This is a genomic window from Deltaproteobacteria bacterium, assembly GCA_026129095.1.
Lineage (GTDB): Bacteria > JAGRBM01 > JAGRBM01 > JAGRBM01 > JAHCIT01 > JAHCIT01.
In genome coordinates this window covers 312,660-329,675 of sequence record JAHCIT010000003.1, presented here as the reverse complement: position 1 = coordinate 329,675, position 17,016 = coordinate 312,660, and the positions used below count along the sequence as shown (strand labels likewise).

General features: G+C 63.4%; 17 protein-coding genes. 7 read left to right on the top strand and 10 right to left on the bottom strand.

The window, feature by feature from the left end:
• Window positions 1–24 precede the first annotated feature (24 nt).
• The 4 genes from KIT79_06400 to KIT79_06385 are packed head-to-tail and all read right to left on the bottom strand — an operon-like array spanning window position 25 to window position 3,714.
• On the bottom strand, window positions 25–1,836 hold the full coding sequence (locus KIT79_06400) for a chloride channel protein (GenBank protein ID MCW5828930.1): 1,812 nt from the start codon (window positions 1,834–1,836) through the stop codon (window positions 25–27).
• Window positions 1,837–1,845: 9 nt separating this feature from the next.
• Window positions 1,846–2,625, bottom strand: a complete 780-nt coding sequence (locus KIT79_06395) for a TonB family protein (GenBank protein ID MCW5828929.1) — start codon at window positions 2,623–2,625, stop codon at window positions 1,846–1,848.
• On the bottom strand, window positions 2,622–3,074 hold the full coding sequence (locus KIT79_06390) for a biopolymer transporter ExbD (protein ID MCW5828928.1): 453 nt from the start codon (window positions 3,072–3,074) through the stop codon (window positions 2,622–2,624). Before KIT79_06390 ends, KIT79_06395 begins: the two co-directional genes overlap by 4 nt.
• A 4-nt stretch (window positions 3,075–3,078) precedes the next feature.
• A complete protein-coding gene (locus tag KIT79_06385; GenBank protein MCW5828927.1) occupies window positions 3,079–3,714 on the bottom strand; it encodes a MotA/TolQ/ExbB proton channel family protein in 636 nt (211 codons plus the stop codon).
• Window positions 3,715–3,872: 158 nt separating this feature from the next.
• On the opposite strand from KIT79_06385, the gene KIT79_06380 reads away from it, so the two are divergent.
• The 3 genes from KIT79_06380 to KIT79_06370 are packed head-to-tail and all read left to right on the top strand — an operon-like array spanning window position 3,873 to window position 6,531.
• On the top strand, window positions 3,873–4,808 hold the full coding sequence (locus KIT79_06380; protein MCW5828926.1) for a hypothetical protein: 936 nt from the start codon (window positions 3,873–3,875) through the stop codon (window positions 4,806–4,808).
• Window positions 4,809–4,825: 17 nt separating this feature from the next.
• On the top strand, window positions 4,826–5,803 hold the full coding sequence (locus tag KIT79_06375) for an NADPH:quinone oxidoreductase family protein (GenBank protein ID MCW5828925.1): 978 nt from the start codon (window positions 4,826–4,828) through the stop codon (window positions 5,801–5,803).
• 2 nt (window positions 5,804–5,805) lie between these two features.
• Window positions 5,806–6,531 carry a hypothetical protein gene (locus tag KIT79_06370; GenBank protein MCW5828924.1) on the top strand — a complete coding sequence of 242 codons (726 nt, stop codon included), beginning with the start codon at window positions 5,806–5,808 and terminating at the stop codon, window positions 6,529–6,531.
• A 33-nt stretch (window positions 6,532–6,564) separates the two neighbouring features.
• Here KIT79_06370 and KIT79_06365 read toward each other — a convergent pair whose 3' ends face one another.
• The 5 genes from KIT79_06365 to KIT79_06345 all read right to left on the bottom strand — a co-directional run bounded on the left by KIT79_06365 (window position 6,565) and on the right by KIT79_06345 (window position 12,712).
• Window positions 6,565–8,247 (bottom strand): FHA domain-containing protein, encoded by a 1,683-nt coding sequence (locus tag KIT79_06365; protein MCW5828923.1) that lies wholly within the window; start codon window positions 8,245–8,247, stop codon window positions 6,565–6,567.
• Window positions 8,248–8,342: 95 nt separating this feature from the next.
• On the bottom strand, window positions 8,343–9,299 hold the full coding sequence (gene gspN, locus KIT79_06360; GenBank protein ID MCW5828922.1) for a type II secretion system protein GspN: 957 nt from the start codon (window positions 9,297–9,299) through the stop codon (window positions 8,343–8,345).
• Window positions 9,299–9,838: a type II secretion system protein M gene (locus KIT79_06355; protein MCW5828921.1), complete on the bottom strand. Its 540-nt coding sequence runs from the start codon at window positions 9,836–9,838 to the stop codon at window positions 9,299–9,301. The genes gspN and KIT79_06355 overlap by 1 nt, the downstream gene beginning before the upstream one ends.
• A gap of 3 nt (window positions 9,839–9,841) precedes the next feature.
• A complete protein-coding gene (locus KIT79_06350; GenBank protein MCW5828920.1) occupies window positions 9,842–11,920 on the bottom strand; it encodes a hypothetical protein in 2,079 nt (692 codons plus the stop codon).
• Window positions 11,921–12,043: 123 nt separating this feature from the next.
• Window positions 12,044–12,712, bottom strand: coding sequence for a hypothetical protein (locus tag KIT79_06345; GenBank protein MCW5828919.1), 669 nt, complete (start codon window positions 12,710–12,712; stop codon window positions 12,044–12,046).
• Window positions 12,713–12,867: 155 nt separating this feature from the next.
• On the opposite strand from KIT79_06345, the gene KIT79_06340 reads away from it, so the two are divergent.
• The 4 genes from KIT79_06340 to pssA all read left to right on the top strand — a co-directional run bounded on the left by KIT79_06340 (window position 12,868) and on the right by pssA (window position 15,957).
• Entirely contained in the window at window positions 12,868–13,344 is a 477-nt protein-coding gene (locus tag KIT79_06340; protein ID MCW5828918.1) for a 6,7-dimethyl-8-ribityllumazine synthase, read from the top strand.
• Window positions 13,345–13,364: 20 nt separating this feature from the next.
• Entirely contained in the window at window positions 13,365–13,856 is a 492-nt protein-coding gene (gene nusB, locus KIT79_06335; GenBank protein ID MCW5828917.1) for a transcription antitermination factor NusB, read from the top strand.
• Between the two features lie 109 nt (window positions 13,857–13,965).
• A complete protein-coding gene (gene ilvC / locus KIT79_06330) occupies window positions 13,966–14,982 on the top strand; it encodes a ketol-acid reductoisomerase (GenBank protein ID MCW5828916.1) in 1,017 nt (338 codons plus the stop codon).
• Between the two features lie 60 nt (window positions 14,983–15,042).
• A complete protein-coding gene (gene pssA / locus KIT79_06325) occupies window positions 15,043–15,957 on the top strand; it encodes a CDP-diacylglycerol--serine O-phosphatidyltransferase (protein MCW5828915.1) in 915 nt (304 codons plus the stop codon).
• 1 nt (window position 15,958) lies between these two features.
• On the opposite strand, the gene KIT79_06320 is transcribed toward pssA, so the two are convergent.
• Entirely contained in the window at window positions 15,959–16,981 is a 1,023-nt protein-coding gene (locus KIT79_06320; GenBank protein ID MCW5828914.1) for a hypothetical protein, read from the bottom strand.
• Window positions 16,982–17,016 lie beyond the last annotated feature (35 nt).

Here is a 17,016-nt window from a genome sequence, read left to right as displayed (position 1 = left end):
AACTGGGCTCCGTTGCCCGTCGTGTCAGTCTGCAGGGGGGCGGACCTTCAGATGCAGGAGTATTTCATCCCGGGTGAGAGCCGTAAAAGTCCCGTCCTTGCGGATGACCGGGATGGCGTTCACACCGTCGCGGAGCATGAGGGCAAACGCGGTGGAGAGGGAGTCGTCCTCGGCCACGGGATGCAGGTCGGTGCGGGCCAGCGCACCGGCCAGCGCGAGATCAATGGCGGCACTGCCAATGGGATAGTGCAGAATATCGTTGGACAGCAGGAACCGGAGCGCGGAGTCCGGCGGGTCGTCCTTCCCCTTCACGAGGGCGATCGGGGCCAGCATGAGGATTAGCCGCGTGGCGGGTTCCCCGGGATCGAGCACCGGTATGGTGGCGGCGCTCACGGGGAGCGCGTCGCGCACGGGCAGGTCCTCTCCGGTTGGCTTGAGCCAGATATCCTCGGCCGACTCGGGCCGGTCCTTCTGGGCGGAATAAAACGATGTGTTGCCGAGAAGCCGGAAGGTGATGAACGTCGTCCACAGGGCGGGGATCATCAGCGTGTAACGCCCCGTGACTTCGGACACGAGCAGGACACCCGACAGGGGGGCCCGGGAGAGACCGCCATAGAAGGCCGCCATTCCGACGACGGCGCTTGCCGCGACGGGCGGGGCGAAAGGCGGATAGAGCGTGCCGATGGCGGTGGAGACGAGCGCACCCAGCAGGCCTCCGATCGTCACGGCGGGAGCAAAATCCCCGATCCCGGTGGCCGTGCCGATTCCGATGGCGGAGAAGATGATCCTGAGCCCGAGCACGGCCGCGAGCAGAATGAGCGCATTGTCCAGGTGGGGATCGACAGCACCGGCCCGGAACAGCTGGTAGCCGTCGCCCAGCAGGGCAAGCGCTTTTTCAGGGTTTATTCCCGACTGGATAATCAGGGCGACGGTGGTCCCGAGGCAAAGCCCTCCTGCGAGGGAGATTCCGGTACGTCGCCACGAGTCTCCCGCATATTTCTGGACCTTGTGGATCAGCCCGTGAAAGAAGCGGCCCGTGACAGCACAGGCGGCCCCGAGCAGCGCATAACCGATCAGTTCGGATGGATGGTCGAACGGCTGGGCGTCGAGCGGCAGGGCAGGGCCAAAGCCGTATGCCGTCGCGTAAACACAGAAGGCGGCGATCGAGGCGGGGACCGACACAAACAGGACGCGGGCCTCGATGCCCATGGACCGGTACAGGACTTCGGCAGCAAAAATCGCGCCGGCGATGGGCGCCTTGAAGAGCGAGGCGATGCCGGCGCCCATGCCGGCGGCCAGCAGGGCCCGGCGGGGAAGTGGCGGAAGCCGCATGAACTTGATGACAGTGGCCCCGACGGCAGCGCCCATGTAGCCGATGGGGCCTTCGCCGCCGCCGGCGCTGCCGCTCCCCAGGGCGAGCACCGACTGGATGAACTTGTGCCAGAGTGTGCGGGTCTTCAGCCGCTTGCCATCGTGATAACGGGCGATGGCGACATTGATCCCGCCGGTGGCGGCCTCGCCGAGCAGCCAGGCGCCGATCGCTGTCGCGACGGCGCAGCCGGTGGCGGTGATGGCGACGAGCGAGATGAGACCCGGCAGTCCCCAGGTCCCGTCCGGCGAGGCGGCCATGATGACCAGTTCGCGCAGGCCGTGGGTGGCCTCGGTAAAGGCGATGGCGAGCAGGCCGACCGCAGCGCCCACGACCAGGGCGCCGAACTCGGGCGATTCGAGTATCCGGTCCCGGGTTCGCCGGCCGAAGGACCGGAGTCCGCGACCGGTCACTGGAGGTGAAGCCAGATCAGAGGGATGTGCCGGAGGCGGAGGGGTTCGGTTCACGGGGGCTTTTCAGTTCCTGAGCTGGAATTTGACGGGAAGGGTGGCGCGGACGGCGACCGGTCTCGTGCCAATGCGGGCCGGGCTGAACCGGGCCGCACGGACCGAGCGAAGGGCGCTTTCGACAAAGAGCGGGTCGGCCGCCTCGCCCGCCGCCGGCCTGGCGGCGATGACCGAGCCGTCCGGCGCAATGTCCACCTCGATCCGCACGATCGCTTCGTGTCCGCTCCGGCGGGCAGCCTCGGGGTAGCGGGGCGGGGCGAAGTCGAGAAAGCGGGGGAATTCGGTGACTGACGACAGGGATGCAAAGGCGGGCGGTTCGGTGGTGGGAACGCCGCCGCCGGAGTAGGCGAGCGCGTCCGTTGGCGGAATATCACGGCCGGTATCGGGCGGAACGGCCAGCGTGTTCCCGGCGGGTGCTTCGGCAGCGCCGGTCTCCGGCAGGGGATTCAGGCTTTCCGGCGCAACGCCGAACTTGACCGGTGTCGCGCCGGTGGCTGCGGCCACCGCACTGCGCGAGGGCGGCGGAGGTGCTTCCGGGACAGGGCTGACGGTGGTGATCAGTGGCTCGTCGGCGCCCGGTTCTGACGGAACTGGCGCGGGAGCATCGGGCAGCAGTTCCACGAGCACCAGTTCGGGCGGCCTGGCGGAGTAGGTGGTTTCACCGAAGCTGCTGATCATGGGCCCCAGCACGGCGGCATGAACAGCGGCTGAAATGGCGAGGCTCGCCAGAAGGAGCCTCCGGGGGCTGATGGCCGCAGGCCGTACCAACTGCTCACGGGCAGCGCTCACGGCGGAGGTTCTCCCTGGGGCGGCGCGGACGGGACCGGCTGGACGCCGGGGTCCAGATTGATCCCGAAGCGGGTGACGCCGTTCGCTTTCAGAAGTCCCATCACCTCGGTCACGCGGCCGTGACTGGCGCGGCGGTCGCCCTGTATCAGCACGGTCGCCTGCGCGGGACCGCCCCCGGTTTTCGCCAGTTCGGCAGTAATGGCTTCAGGCGTGGCGGGCGCGCCGTTCAGGTACAGGCGGTCGCTTTCGTCGATCACGATGGAGAAAGTGCCGGGCACGGCGCCGTCTCCGGCGGCGGCAGCGGGCAGGTTGATGCGGATGGCCTGCTGGTCGAGGAAGTTCGCCGTCAGCATGAAGATAATGAGAAGCACAAGGACAATATCCACCAGCGGGACGATGTTGATCTCCTCGATCATCCCGTCGCCGGTGTCCGGTGTACCGCCTGCCACGGGGTCAGCCTCCCTTTTTGGGGGCCGGGTGGTCCGGCGCATGGGCGATGACGGCATGGGCGAGGCCATCCAGTTCGCGCTCGATGCGGGCGATGCGGCGGCGGCAGATGTTGTTGAAGATGACGGCGGGGATGGCGACGATAAGCCCCACCGCCGTTGCGACGAGCGCGGTCGAAATCCCGGCCATGACGGCTCCCGGCTGCGCACTGCCGCTGTGGATGGCAGCGGCGAGGTCGCGGAATGCCTGGATGATGCCGAGAACCGTTCCCAGAAGGCCGACAAAGGGGGCATTGCTGCCGACCGTGCCCAGGACCGCCACCCGGCGCTCCAGATCGAGGCGCAGGAAGGCCCGGGCGGAATCGATGGTCTCGCGGACGCCAGCCTTGCCGAGATGGCTGCTCCGGATACCGGCGGCAACTGCCTTGCCGGCGGCGCCCAGCCGGTATTCAGCCTCGCTGGCATAGGCATCCAGCGTGCCGGCGTTGGCCTGCTCGTTCAGACGGTCCAGTTCGCGGCGGCCATCGAAGGTGGCGGCGCGCAGGTAAACGAACCGTTCGATGAAGATCGCCAGCGAGGCGAAGCTGGCAAGACCCAGCAGGGCCAGCAGGGCATGTTCGCCGGTCGAGAGGAGGGTTTGCATAATGCGTGTGTTCGGCCTCCGGTCTTTCCTTTAAGCCGCTTCGGGACGGTGAGGCAAGGCGGGATAAACCAGTGGTGTGTCCCCATTGGCATGAAAGTTGTGTTAGCTTCCGGGGACGGGATTCAGCTCAAAAGGGGGCACCCGGCGGCAGGGACAGGATGGAATTCCCCGGTTTTATTCTGAGGTTTATCGAGTACGCCGGACTGTTCGGCCTTCTTGCCGGTGTTCCGGTGCTGATTACCGTCCTGTCAGGGTCGCGCCGGCCCGCGGGCTATTTCGCGGTGATGGGGCTGCTTCTGACGTCCGGTTTCGCCATCTGGCGCGAGCTGCTCCAGCCTCCGCCTCCACCACCTCCAGCTCCGCCGCCGGCCATCGTACTGAAGAAGCTTGGCCCGGTAGAGGAACCGCCACCACCACCACCACCTCCTCCTCCGGAGCCCGAACCGGAACCTCCGCCGCCCGAGCCTTCAAAACCGGTACCGGTGAAAAAGTGCGCCAACGAGGTGATGGTGAGCCGGCTCGATCCGGGCACCCGGCGGCTGAACGTGACGGCCTGCGGCGCCGACGCGAAGAAGGCCCGCGAGACGGTCATCGCCGAGGCGTTCGGCAACGGTCAGCGTGGGGCCCGCCGTGATGACTTCCACCGGTTCCCGGCGGGCTGGCGGGCTGCCGTGACCGATGCCGTATCGGATACGGTGAAGGAGATTTCGGAAAAAACATCCCCGCGCGGCGTGACCATCGAGGCCTATATCGCGCTGGACGAGTTCACCCAGCAGCTCCGGGCGATCGGATTTGCCGGGAAGGAGATCCGCCCGTCGTTCCGGATCGACAACGCGGGCATTCTGGGGAGCGTCACGCCGTCCGAGATGGAGCAGGTGATCCTGGACCGTCTCAAGCGGCAGTCCCGGTACGCGGTGTCGGGTGGCTTCTATGCGGACTCGAAGCTGATCCGCGACGAAGTGCGCAATCTGGATGTGCTCCACAAGCAGGTGCGGTACATCCTCGATGTGACAGACCTGGTGCCTCTCAGGGCATCCGAGGAGGCCGAGGAGCATTTGTACGTGATACGGGTGCAGCTTGGCGCCAGCGACTGACAGTTCCAGGAGAAATCATGAAGGCATGGCAGGTCACAGAGTGGTGCGAGCCCTCGCAGATGAAGCTCGTCGAGGTTGCACCCTCGCAACCAGGAAAAGGCGAAATCAGGATCCGTAACGGCGCGGCCGCGCTCAACTTCTTCGATATCCTTATGGTGCAGGGGAAATACCAGCACAAGCCGCCGTTCCCGTTCACGCCGGGAGGCGAGGTGGCCGGAACCGTGGAGGCCGTCGGGCCGGGGGTAACGGCGTTCAGGCCGGGCGACCGGGTGATGGCGATGGTGAGCACCGGCGGCTACGCGGAAGAAACCGTGGTCCCGGCGGACGCGGCTTACCGGATTCCGGACACGATGGGATTTGCCGAGGCGGCGGCCATGCCGATCGTCTACCAGACATCCTATTTCGCCCTGAAATATCGCGCCCATCTCAAGGCAGGCGAATGGCTGATCGTCCATGCGGCGGCGGGCGGGGTGGGCTCGGCCGCCGTCCAGATCGGCAAGGCGATGGGGGCAAAAGTGATCGCCTGCGTGGGCGGGGCGGACAAGTTCGCCTTCGTGAAGGAACAGGGCGCTGACGAGGCCCTCGACTACCGGGACGGAGCGTGGGTGGACCGGGTGAAGGAGATCACCGGCGGTCACGGCGCGGACGTGATCTACGATCCTGTGGGTGGCGATATCTTTGATCTTTCCACCAAGTGCATTGCCTTCGAGGGGAGGCTGCTGGTGATTGGTTTCGCGGGCGGAAGGATACCGTCCATCCAGGCGAACCGGATACTGCTCAAGAACATCGCCGTCGTGGGGCTCCACTGGGGCGAATACCGCAAGCACAATCCGGCGCTCGTCGGGGAGGCCCAGAAGGAACTGTTCGACCTGTATTCGGCCGGGAAGATCAGGCCGGCCGTTCACAAGACCTACCCGCTCGAAAAGGCGGTCGAGGGACTCGCCGACCTCGGGGGGCGCAAGGTGCTCGGAAAATCGGTGCTGGTGATGGGGTAGGAATGCCTGCTGCCGAACTTGTGAATGAGTTGTATCATGATATCGACGAGTTCGAAAGGCGCTTTATTCGGGTTCGCCATCGGCTTCATTACATTCAGGAGTGTTTCCTCCAGCTTCGGGCCTACGAAGGAAAACCAGTTGCCAGCAACATGCTCTTTTTCATGTTTTGGGATTCCTATGCACAACTTTTTATCCACCTTGCATCGCTCCAGAAAAGTCTTGAGGTCGGGCTATTCAATAAATTGCGGGCTAACCCGCAGATATTAAGGTGCAAATCTGAAGACGAGATTCCGGATAAGGCCATTTATGGTGAGGTGCCACCCCCACATAGGAAGTTGATCGCTGAGGCGTGCAGATCGAAGTTCCAAGAACTGTTCGGAACGGCTGGGCACAGTGGAACAACGACTGAGTGCAGAGGAGCAACTAAAAAGGATGTCGATAATTTATTGCAAAAATTCACGAACCGATTTGCGGATATCCGCAATTTCCGGAACATAAGTGCACATCCGTTTGAACAGATGCCGACTGGCAAGCAAATCATGCAGAGAGGGGTCGATATCTCCGATTTGGTACAGATAGCGGATCAGATGTGTAAGGATATTGAGTGCATCAGGTTTTTGCTAAAACACCACGACTGCCACTTCCGTCCGCCAGATGAGGATGTTCCCGCCATAGTGAGAACATTTGTGGCCGCGATGTTCGGAGAGTTAGAAGAGCCTAAAAGTTGAGATTGATGGGCTCTATCAACTTTGTAAATCGTGCTATAGCCGCTTCAGGATCTCGGAGCTTTCCAGCACGCTCGGAAGCTGGGCCATTTCCTGCCAGAGGACTTCATAGGCTCGGGTGCCGCCTTCCTTGCCCTTGAGCTTGAGGAGTCCCACGTCTTTCAGCCGGTAGAGGTGTTTCACGCGGTTGGCGGTGCTTTCGCCGATGAGGATGCCGTTCTTGGGAGCGACGCTCTCAAGCCGCTGGGCGGTGTTCACGGTGTCACCGATGACGGTGTATTCCATCCGCTTGGTGGAGCCGATGTTCCCGGCGATCACCGGTCCGGTGTTGATGCCGATCCGTATCTTGAACCGCTTGGATTCGTCCACGTGCTGCATGTAGGCGTCAAGCCGCTGCAACATGCCGATGGCGGAGGCGACGGCCAGCGCGGGGTCTCCGGCATGCGCCAGCGGCGCGCCCCAGAGGGCCATGATGGCATCGCCGATGAACTTGTTGATCGAGCCGCGGTGGCGGAAGATCACCTTGGTCATCTCGTCGAAATAGCCGTTGAGCAGGAAGGCGATTTCCGCTGCCCTGAACCGCGTGGACATGCTCGTAAAGCCGGAAATGTCGCTGAACAGGATGGTGGCGTCCCGCTCCTGGGCGTTGATCGAGGTCATCTGGGTGCCGTCGGAGCCCTCGCGGAGCAGCATCTCCACCACGTCCGGGGAGTGGTACATCTCCAGCTTGGTCCGGGCGACCGCCTCGCGGGCGAGCCGCTCGGTCAGGCGGACGTTTGAAACGCCAATCGCCACCTGGTTGGCGATGGCGGTCAGCAGTTCCAGGTCGTTCTCTGAAAAGGCGCTCGCCTCGACATTGTCCAGATAGATGGCGCCGGAGATTTCCGACCGTTCCCAGACGGGGACGCAGAGGGCCGACCGGATGGCGAACTGGGCGATGGATTCGCCGGCCTCGAACCGGGGATCGTACTTGGCATCCGAGGTGAGGATGCTGATCCGCTCGCCGATTACCTTGTCCAGGATCGTCCGGCTCACGCGGAACTGTTCGGCCTGGGAACCCTGGGCGCGGTTCCGCCAGGTCCTGATGACTGGCGGGCCTTTTGCGTCCACAAGGAAAATCGCGCCGCGGTCGGCGTTGATGACCTCGAAAATGAGCTGGAGCGCCGTGGCGAGGAGATCGTCGAGGTCGTTGTTCGCGTTAATCAGCCGTCCGATCTGGTACAGGATATAGAAATGGCGGGACTTGTCCTGCGCTGCCGGCGGCGGCTGGCGGCGAACAGCAATGCCGTCGCGGCTCATGCCGTAGATATCGTTCACCTTGTCGATGGAAAGCACGACCTCGCCCGGAGACTTCGGGGCATTCGGCCCTGTAGCCGGACTGGCTGCCGGTACCGATGCGTCGAACAGTTCGTCCGGAACCTTGGGCGCGGACGGTTCGGTGGTATCCTCGAAGGTGAGCTTCTCGCGTCCGACCGTCACCACGTCGCCGGCGCGGAGAACCGTTTTCTGCACACGGTCACCATTGACGAAGGTCCCGTTCAGAGAGTTGTTGTCATAGAGCATCCATCCGCCGCCTTCCCGGCGGATTTCGATGTGTCGGCGGGAGATCATCGAATCGTTGATCTCGATATCGTTCTCCGGCATGCGCCCGATGGAGATGATGTCCTTGGTGATGTCGAATACCCGTTTCGGGTCGCTTGCGAATACCAGTCGGGGCACTGGGGTTACCTCGCGCTTCTGGGCGCCGCCTCACTTCAGGGAGCGTGGTAATCCTATACGGAACCGGTGGGAAACCCCAAACGGCACCGTTCCGGCTATTTGTGAACCTGGGGCGATCCGAACTGGCCGACGATGTAGCCGGTGTAGACGCCGCGACCGTCGTCGCGGAGCTTGAGACCGATCACCGGGCCGAGGGTTTTCCGCGTTTCTTCATCCGGCTGGTAGCGGATCTGGAGCCGGAGACCGGACTGCCTGATGGGATCAGTGAAGCTGATCTGGCCCTGCAGGGAGAGATCGCCCTTGGGACCGGTGCCGGAACATTCGGACAGGTTGAGCCGTCCTTCGGCGATATCCCCCTTGATCGTGAAGGTATCGAACCGCAGTTCGGAGAGCGGGAGGGTTTCCGAGGCGAGGTTGGCAAGCCGGACTCCGGTGATCGTGAGATCGATACCGGCCGTGGCTCCATAGATCTGGGCGAGGACCGAGCCGAGGTCAGCCAGTCCTACCTCGCCGCCCGGATCGACCGAGTAACTGACTTTTCCGGAAATGGTGGCATCGATTTCGGTCGGAGGATGATCCGGCGATTTTGGCTCCAGGCGCGCACCGGAAAGCTGGAACTGGCGGAAATCGAGACCGAGGCTGGCGTCGCTGGATTTCGCCCGGACATTCAATTCCAGTGTGCCGCCAGCTTCAGGTTCCGTGATGCCCCAGGCCGACAGCCGTCCGATGAGCGCAGGCAGGATGGACATCCGGATCCGCTGGCGCTTCAGGCGGAGGAGGGGCTGCGCGAACCCTCCTGTGGAGTAGAAATCGACGCCGGTCATGTCGAGTCCGCTCAGCCGGTACAGACCGGCCTTCTCGACCTTCACTTCCTTCCCGGTGATGACCGACATCTCGGCTTCGGCCAGTTCCCGCAGCCGGTTGTCGGGAAACTTCATGGCGACGAAGACGAGGGTGAAGATCAGTCCCCACAGGACATAGCCACCAATCTTGAGCGCGGTGCGCTGGCGTGCGGTCAGCTTTGACAGGGATGCGGGGAGGCTCAGTTCCATCAGCCACCTCCTTCCGGCACCTGCTGCTTGCCGCAGAACAGGGAGACCTGGAAGCGGCTGTCAAGCAGGTTCGCGTCATCGAACCGCCGCCGGACATTGAAACGCCAGGCCCGGTAGGCCTGGGGCGAGCGGTCAATTGCATACAGGAAGTTGACGAGGTTCACGAGTGGCACCTTGCGGACCTCGATTTCCACCGACTGTTCATCGAGATAGTCGTTTTCCTGGGACTGGAGCGGACGGATCGTGAGGTCCGTGATGCCCTCGCGGCGGGCGAGGGATTCGATCGAGCCGTAGAGGTTGCGGTCGCAGGTCGTTCCCGAGGGGAGCTTGATGTTCCCGATCGTCGCCTCGATGTCCGTCAGCCGGTTTCCGATCCGGTAGATCATCTCGACGTCGGTACTGGCCTGCTGGATGCGGTCGGCAAGCTGGCGGCGCTTCTTGCCGGTCACATGCACGAACATGAACAGGGCCGTGATGACCAGCACGGCGGCCATTGCGATGATCAGCGCGCGCTCACGGGGTTGCAGCCGGTCGAACATGTCTTACTGGCGCTCCCTTCGGGGGCGGGTGGGCCGGGTGCGTGGGGCCTCGGGCGGAGCCGGCGCGGCTTCAGCAGCCGGCGGCGAAACGGCAGGTTCGGCCGGAGTGGCAGGCACCGGCACGATCTCCAGTTGGGGACCGTCACTGCCTGGTGCCGCGGCACCGGGAGTTTCAGCCGGGGCACCTTCGGGTTCCGTCGCGGCCGGTTCGTCCGGGATCATTTCTGCTTCGTCGCCGGAAACGCCTGCGTCAGTGGCCGGAGTGCCTGTGGCACCGGCAGCGGCGGCTTCCTTCTTCTTCTGTTCGTCCAGGGCCTTGGCCTGTTCCTCCTCGGAGCTGACATACAGTTCCATGCGGAAGCCGACCTTGCCGTCCGGCAGACGCCGGGTATTGCGGACTTCCACCTTGCGATAGACCGGATGCTTTTCAAAGTAGCTTTCGATCAGTCCGAGCGTGTTGTAGTCAGCCGTGCGGGCATCCAGCAGGACTCGGTCGCGCTCGACGGAGAGGCTATCGGTATCGACCGTGACTTCTCTCTTGATGGTCCGCGAAATCTCCGACAAATGGTTGAGGATCGACACGCCGCTGATCTCGCTCATGACCTCCAGCAGCCGCTCGCGCGCGGCGAGCTGGTTCTGCAGTTCACGGGTGGCCTCGCTGTAGTTGGAGATGTCCTTCCCGGTGGTGCGCCGGTACGCTTCGGCCACGCGGACACGCGATTCGCCGAGCTTTTCCTGGAGTGACCAGATGCTGACCATCGTGCCAATGGCGAACAGGATCGCGCCCACGACGACGAAGTAGGTGGCGGGGAGCAGCTTTTCGCCGAGGTCGCGGAACCGGGACCGGTAGGCGAACTCCTCGCGCCGCAGGTTTACGCCGGTGGCGGCCTTTTCCGGCCGGGCAAGACGGAGAACCATCGCCGTTGCGGGGCCCCAGAGCGAAGGCGAACGGTCCGGCGGAAAGTCCAGCTCGCCGAGCGCCGCGGCGTCGGGCTGGAACTCCGCTGTCGATAGCGAAAGCCCGTCGCTCACGAGCCGGACCAGTTCCGGGTCCGTGCTGCCGGGTCCGAACCAGGTCACGGTGGAAAGATCAATGGAGAACTGGGCTTCGAATGCCCGCACGACCGCGGCTATATCCTTGCGTATGCGGCCTGTATAGAGGCTGTGATCGGGCCGGGCCGGGCCGTCGGGAATGGCCGTGCCTCGTTCCAGGAACTCGCGGTAGCGGCCCTTCTCCGACTCGGGAACTTCCCATCGGAGTATCGAGCTTTCAAGGCCGAGCGGCACCGTCCGCACATAGAGTGGACGCCCGCCGCCATCCATGATGACGGCTGATGTTTCCTTCTCGCCGAGATAGACGCGCAGATGGGGCCCCGGCACCGATGCAGTACCGGCGAGTCCCGCCAGCGCCACCGGCTGCGTGCTGATCTGGCGGAGTTCGATTCCGGCGGCGCGGAACAGCCGGAGCAGGCGGCCCACAGCGCCCTTGAAAGCGGCGAACGCCAGGACGGAGGTACCTGCGTCTTCGTCCACTTCGCCGCCGGGCGCGGGGAGTTTTCCCAGCACCACGAAGTCGGTCACCACATCATCGATGTCGAACGGCAGGCGGCTGTCCACCTCTGTCTTCAGCACCTGTTCGATCTTCGCGCGCTTGTCGAAGGGGAAGGTGGCGAGCCGCGCCGACACCGCCGTGCCTGGCAGGGCCGTGATGACGAATTCGTGGGGGATATGGCCTTCGGCCACGAGCCGCCGGAGCGTGGCAATCTGCCGGCGCTCGATCTCGCTCCAGGGCGCGAGGCCGTCGTCATCGGGGCGGGCGGTGGCGGCAACGGGAGGAGGTGCTTCGCCTTCTTCTTCGCCGCCAGACTCACTGTCGCCGGCCGCCTCGTCAGCACCGGTCTCGCCCTCTCCGGGAGCCGGTTCGGCTCCGGTTTCGTCGGTGATATCGGCGACAGCTTCGGTCAGTTCATCCAGCGGCTGGAGGCCCGTCTCGACAAGCTCCAGCGTCCGGAGCGTGGCTCCGACCTTGATCCACCGGATACCCCAGTGGTTTAGCTCGACGGACGTGAACTCAATCGGCATACTTCAGCGGCGGACCCCAAAAGAAAGTAATCTACTTAAACTAAAGAGTCAGCTTGGGATAAGTCAAACAATTTCAATGGGTTAATCCATATTAAAAGTTAAACAAGGTTAATGGGAAAGAGGTTACTTCTTTCCGTGCAGATCGTGCTTGTCCTTGATCCGCTTGACCAGATCCTGAATGGCCCCGTCGCGGTCGGACTGGAAGGTATGGGCGACATTGTAGGCGGCCTGGCGGTCCATTTTTTCGGCTTCGGTGAGGATTTTTATCTTGAGCTGGCGTTCGGGCGTTTTGGCCGCTTCGACCATGAGGCGCACCTTGTTGCCCGGCGAGCGGAGCTTGAGGATCGTGTCAACCGCTTCCTCACGCACTTTCGTGGTGCGGTCCTCAAGCGCTGCCTTGAGGACGTTGAACTGCACCTGTTCGTCCAGCTTGTCGGCACCCTTGATGACCAGGCTCTTGTCGGCCGGATCGCCAGATTTCATGACCTGACCGAGCACCTTGTCGGCCACGCCGGGCCGGTGCTTGAGGGTGACATCGATGGCGGCCTTCCGGATATCCGCCTTGACGCCTGGCTCGACGGCAGCCGAGAGAATGGCGATGGCACCCGAATCGGGCTGGGAGGCTGCCTCGCGCACGTATTCCTTCGATTCGGACTCTCCGTCGCGGATCGCCTGTGCCATGCCTTCCGGGGTGGGCGTGAGCGGCGGTTCCTCGCTGAAGGCCCGGGGTGGCAGGGCGGCGAGCACGGCTAGGGCGGCGATGCACGGTATCAGGGAAACATGGACACGCATGGGGAAAATCCTCCGGAAGTTATATCGGGGCTGATAGCAGACGCAGGGTAACGGACAGGGGATGGCAAGGCCAACCCCATCACCTTGACCCGGCGCCATTGTAGCCGTAGTGTGGCGTAACTTGTGGGGATTTCGGGAGCCCCGTTACTGTCTTTATGCCGAAGATCTACGAAGGAAAACTTGTCGCCACGGGGATGAAGTTCACGATTCTCGTGAGCCGGTGGAACCACTTCATTACTGACCGCCTGCTGGAGGGCGCCCTGGACGCGCTCGTCCGCCACGGGGCAAAGGATGCCGACATCAGCGTCGTCAAGGTGCCGGGCGCATTTGAGCTGCCCGCCGTTCTGGGCGAGGTGCTGAAGTCGAAATCGCTCAAGCCCTCGGCGGTGATCGTGCTGGGCGCGCTGATCAGGGGCGGGACGGCGCATTTCGATCTCATCGCATCGGAAGTGTTCAAGGGCGTCGCGGCGCAGGCATCTGAATCTGGTGTGCCGGTATCCATCGGCGTGCTGACGACCGAAAATATCGAGCAGGCGATCGAGCGGGCCGGGACCAAGGCCGGCAACAAGGGGTGGGAAGCGGCCGTGGCGGCCATCGAGATGGCCGATCTCTACCGCACGATCCCGGCCTGAACCGCGCCAACCAGTTCACAATGCAGGATGCCAAGGACAGAAGCCGCCCGGACTCCAGCCGGCGGAGCAAGCGGCGGCGTGCCCGTGAGGAGGCCGTAAAGGCCTTGTACGAAATCGAGCTGAACCCGGCTCCGGCTGAAGAGGTGGTCAATCGTCCACAGCCGGGCGGAGGGCGCCTTTCGGGCGAAATCCGCTCGTTCGCCGTGGATCTTGTCCAGGGCATTGTTGCCAACCGCGACGAACTGGATTCGATGCTCGTCCGGTTCGCGGCCCGGCAGCGGATCGACCGCATGGCCGTGATTGACCGGTGTGTCCTTCGCCTCGCCGCCTACGAACTCAGGTTCCGGCCGGATATCCCGGTGGAAGTCACCCTGAACGAGGCGGTGGAACTGGCCGCGCTGTTCGGCGACGCCGCGACGGCTTCCTTTGTGAACGGCCTGCTGGACCGGATGATCCGCGAGCTGGATATCCGGTCCCTGAAGGCCCCGGAAACGGCCAAACGGAGAGGGTGAAAACCGGCTCTTGCGCGGCCTGTCCCCGTGTGGCAAACGGGGTGGTCCGGAAACGGAAACAAATCGCCGGGAACTCCCGGTGTTTACTGGAGAAAACTGAAAAATGGCCCTGACGATCTTTTACGACAAGGACTGCGATCTCTCCCTCATCAAGAACAAGCGGATCGCCATCATCGGCTACGGCTCCCAGGGCCACGCCCACGCCCAGAACCTGAAGGATTCAGGTTGCAAGGTCGTCGTGGGGCTTCGAGAGGATTCGCCGAGCTGCGCCAAGGCGCGGGGTGCGGGTCTGGAAGTGACGACCGTTGCCCGGGCGGTCAAGGACGCCGATATCGTCATGGTCCTGCTGCCTGACGAGAAGCACGGCAGCGTCTACCGTGAAGAGATCGAACCCAATCTGAAAAAGCATGCGGCGCTGGCCGTGGGTCACGGCTTTTCCGTCCACTTCGGCACGATCGCTCCCCACCAGGATATCAACGTGTTCATGGTGGCCCCGAAGGGCCCCGGACATCTGGTGCGCGGCGAGTATGTGGCCGGCGGCGGCGTTCCGGCGCTGATCGCCATCAACCAGGATCCGTCGGGCGACACGAAGAAGCTGGCCCTTGCCTATGCAAGCGCCATTGGCGCGGGCCGCGCCGGCATCATCGAGACGAGCTTCCGCGAGGAGTGCGAGACGGACCTGTTCGGCGAACAGGCGGTGCTTTGTGGCGGCCTGACGGCGCTTATCCAGGCCGGTTTCGAGACGCTGGTCGAGGCTGGGTATTCGCCCGAAATGGCCTACTTCGAGTGTCTCCACGAAGTGAAACTCATCGTGGACCTGATCTATGAAGGCGGTATCGCCAACATGCGGTACTCGATCTCCAACACGGCCAAGTACGGCGACGTGACGCGGGGGCCGAGGATCATCACCGATGAAACCAAGAAGGAAATGAAGAAGATCCTTCAGGAGATCCAGGAGGGCCGTTTCGCCCGCGAATGGATACTCGAGTGCCAGGCAGGACAGCCGAGCTTCAAGGCGCTGCTCAAGAAGGGCGAGCAGCACCCCATTGAGGATGTAGGCGGACGGCTCCGTTCAATGATGAGCTGGATCGCCAAGAAAAAACTGGTGGACCGGACCAAGAACTAGGGATGGTTCCTGTCGGGGACCGATAGGTTATACTCCCTGTCCACATCTGGAGGGATCACCGTGGCCGAAGCGACAGGACAGGCCCCCGCCACCGGGGGCGGGCCGCTCCAGGCGCTGCGCCGCCGCCGGCAGCGGATCAGTTCGGCCGCCCGGCAACGCGGGATCTATGTCGTCCCGGCGATCTTCACGACCACGGCGATGTTCGCCGGGTTCTATTCGATCATGACGTCGATGGACCTCCGCTTCCGCGAGGCGGCCTGGGCCATCGTGATCGCCGGCATTTTCGACATGCTGGATGGCCGCGTGGCGCGCATGACCAAGACCACAAGCGCTTTCGGCATGAACCTCGACTCACTGGCCGACCTTATCAGCTTCGGTATCGCCCCCGCGATGCTGGTTTACCACTGGGTGCTCCGTTCCTACGGGCAGTGGGGGTGGGTGGCGGCTTTCGTCTACGTGGCGTGCGCGGCGATCCGCCTGGCCCGGTTCAACGTGGGGGCGGAGGAAAAAACCGAAGCGGTCTATTTCCTCGGCACGCCGTCACCGGCGGCAGCCGGCCTCATGATGACCCCGGTGCTGCTGCATACGAAGTATCCGGAGTTTTTCGAAAGCCTGTTCGGGATCATCTCGATCGAGGGAACGATCCGGCACCCGTTTTTCCTGGGACTCACGTTTTTCTGCGGGTTCATGATGGTGAGCGAAGTGCCGTTCCGGACCTTCAAGGACATCAACCTGAAGGACAAGAAGCCCTTCATCGTGCTGCCGGTGTTCATCGTCCTCCTGGCGGCCATTTTCCTTTATACGGAACTGATGCTGTTCAGCATGATGTACTTTTATGCGGGGGTTCAGCTGTTCATGTGGCTCGTTTCGGGCGTTCGGCCCCGTCGCGAGGCGCTGCCGGAAGGCGCGGATGCGGTGCCTGATCCGGAAACGGATGATGATGAGGACGAGGATGAGGCGGGAAACGGGAAGTAGCCTACAGTATCCCGGCCCTCAGGATCCCCTGACGGTGATCGACAATAAAGACAAAATGAATCTTGCCATCGGCGGCAAGCGCTCCCTTGGGCGGGTTTGAATCCCAAGCGCCCTTTTTCATGGCGTCGAGGCCCATCTCGTCCCAGAGCCTGAGGCCGGTAGACTGCCGGATGAATACCATCTCCTGGTTCCCGTCCGCAGCGAGGAGAGCGTCCACCCGGAGCGATTCGCCAAGCTGTGCGGGATCGATGCGCCAGCCGCGGGTCCGGTACGACCGGATGAACTGGTTGAAAACATTGGTGGCGACGCGACGGACAAATCCGGCGTAGGTGACCGACTTGGCGTTCAGCAGGGTGATGTTGCCGGTGGTTTCGATCCCGGCAAGGAAATCGATGGTGCTGCCCGATACGTCGGCAGTAACCTGCGGCCCGCACGGCGGGTTGGGGCAGGAGCCGCCCCGCCCGGCGGTTCCCGGCGGCAGGGGCGGAGGCGTTTCTTCCTTGCGGGGGTTCACCAGCGCGACAGACGTTCCATCCGGGCTGGTGGAAGCGGAGGGAAGAGGCGGAGAGTCCGGCATCAGTTCGGGTGGAATAGAGAGCGCCGGAACACGGGGCCGGGCTTCCGGAGGTCTCAGAGCGGTGACAGGAGTATCTGCCGTATCGGGCTCCGGTGACTCGCCGGGCAGCCCCGGATTTACCAGTTCAGGAGCCGCACCGTATTTCCCGCGCTGTTCCTGCTCGACGCGGGAGGCCCGTTCGGCGACAAAAGGGGTATCGGTTTCAGGTTCCTGGTCGTTAGCGGCGGGGAGATCGACGATCTGGCGGCCAGCGGAGATTGCCGCAGGAGGCGATGGAGGCAACTGGGAAACGGTGGTGGCAGGCAGGAGGGGGGTATCACCCGGCGGGGATTGGGGCGGGGGCTCGAACTCCACCAGCACAAGGTCATCGGCCCATTTCCTGAGCCCGTCGGTTACCGGATGAAAAGCACCGCTGGTGACAAGCAGCCATGCGGCCAATCCATGCAAAAGGGCTGATACTCCCCAGGCTGCCCAGTTTACCG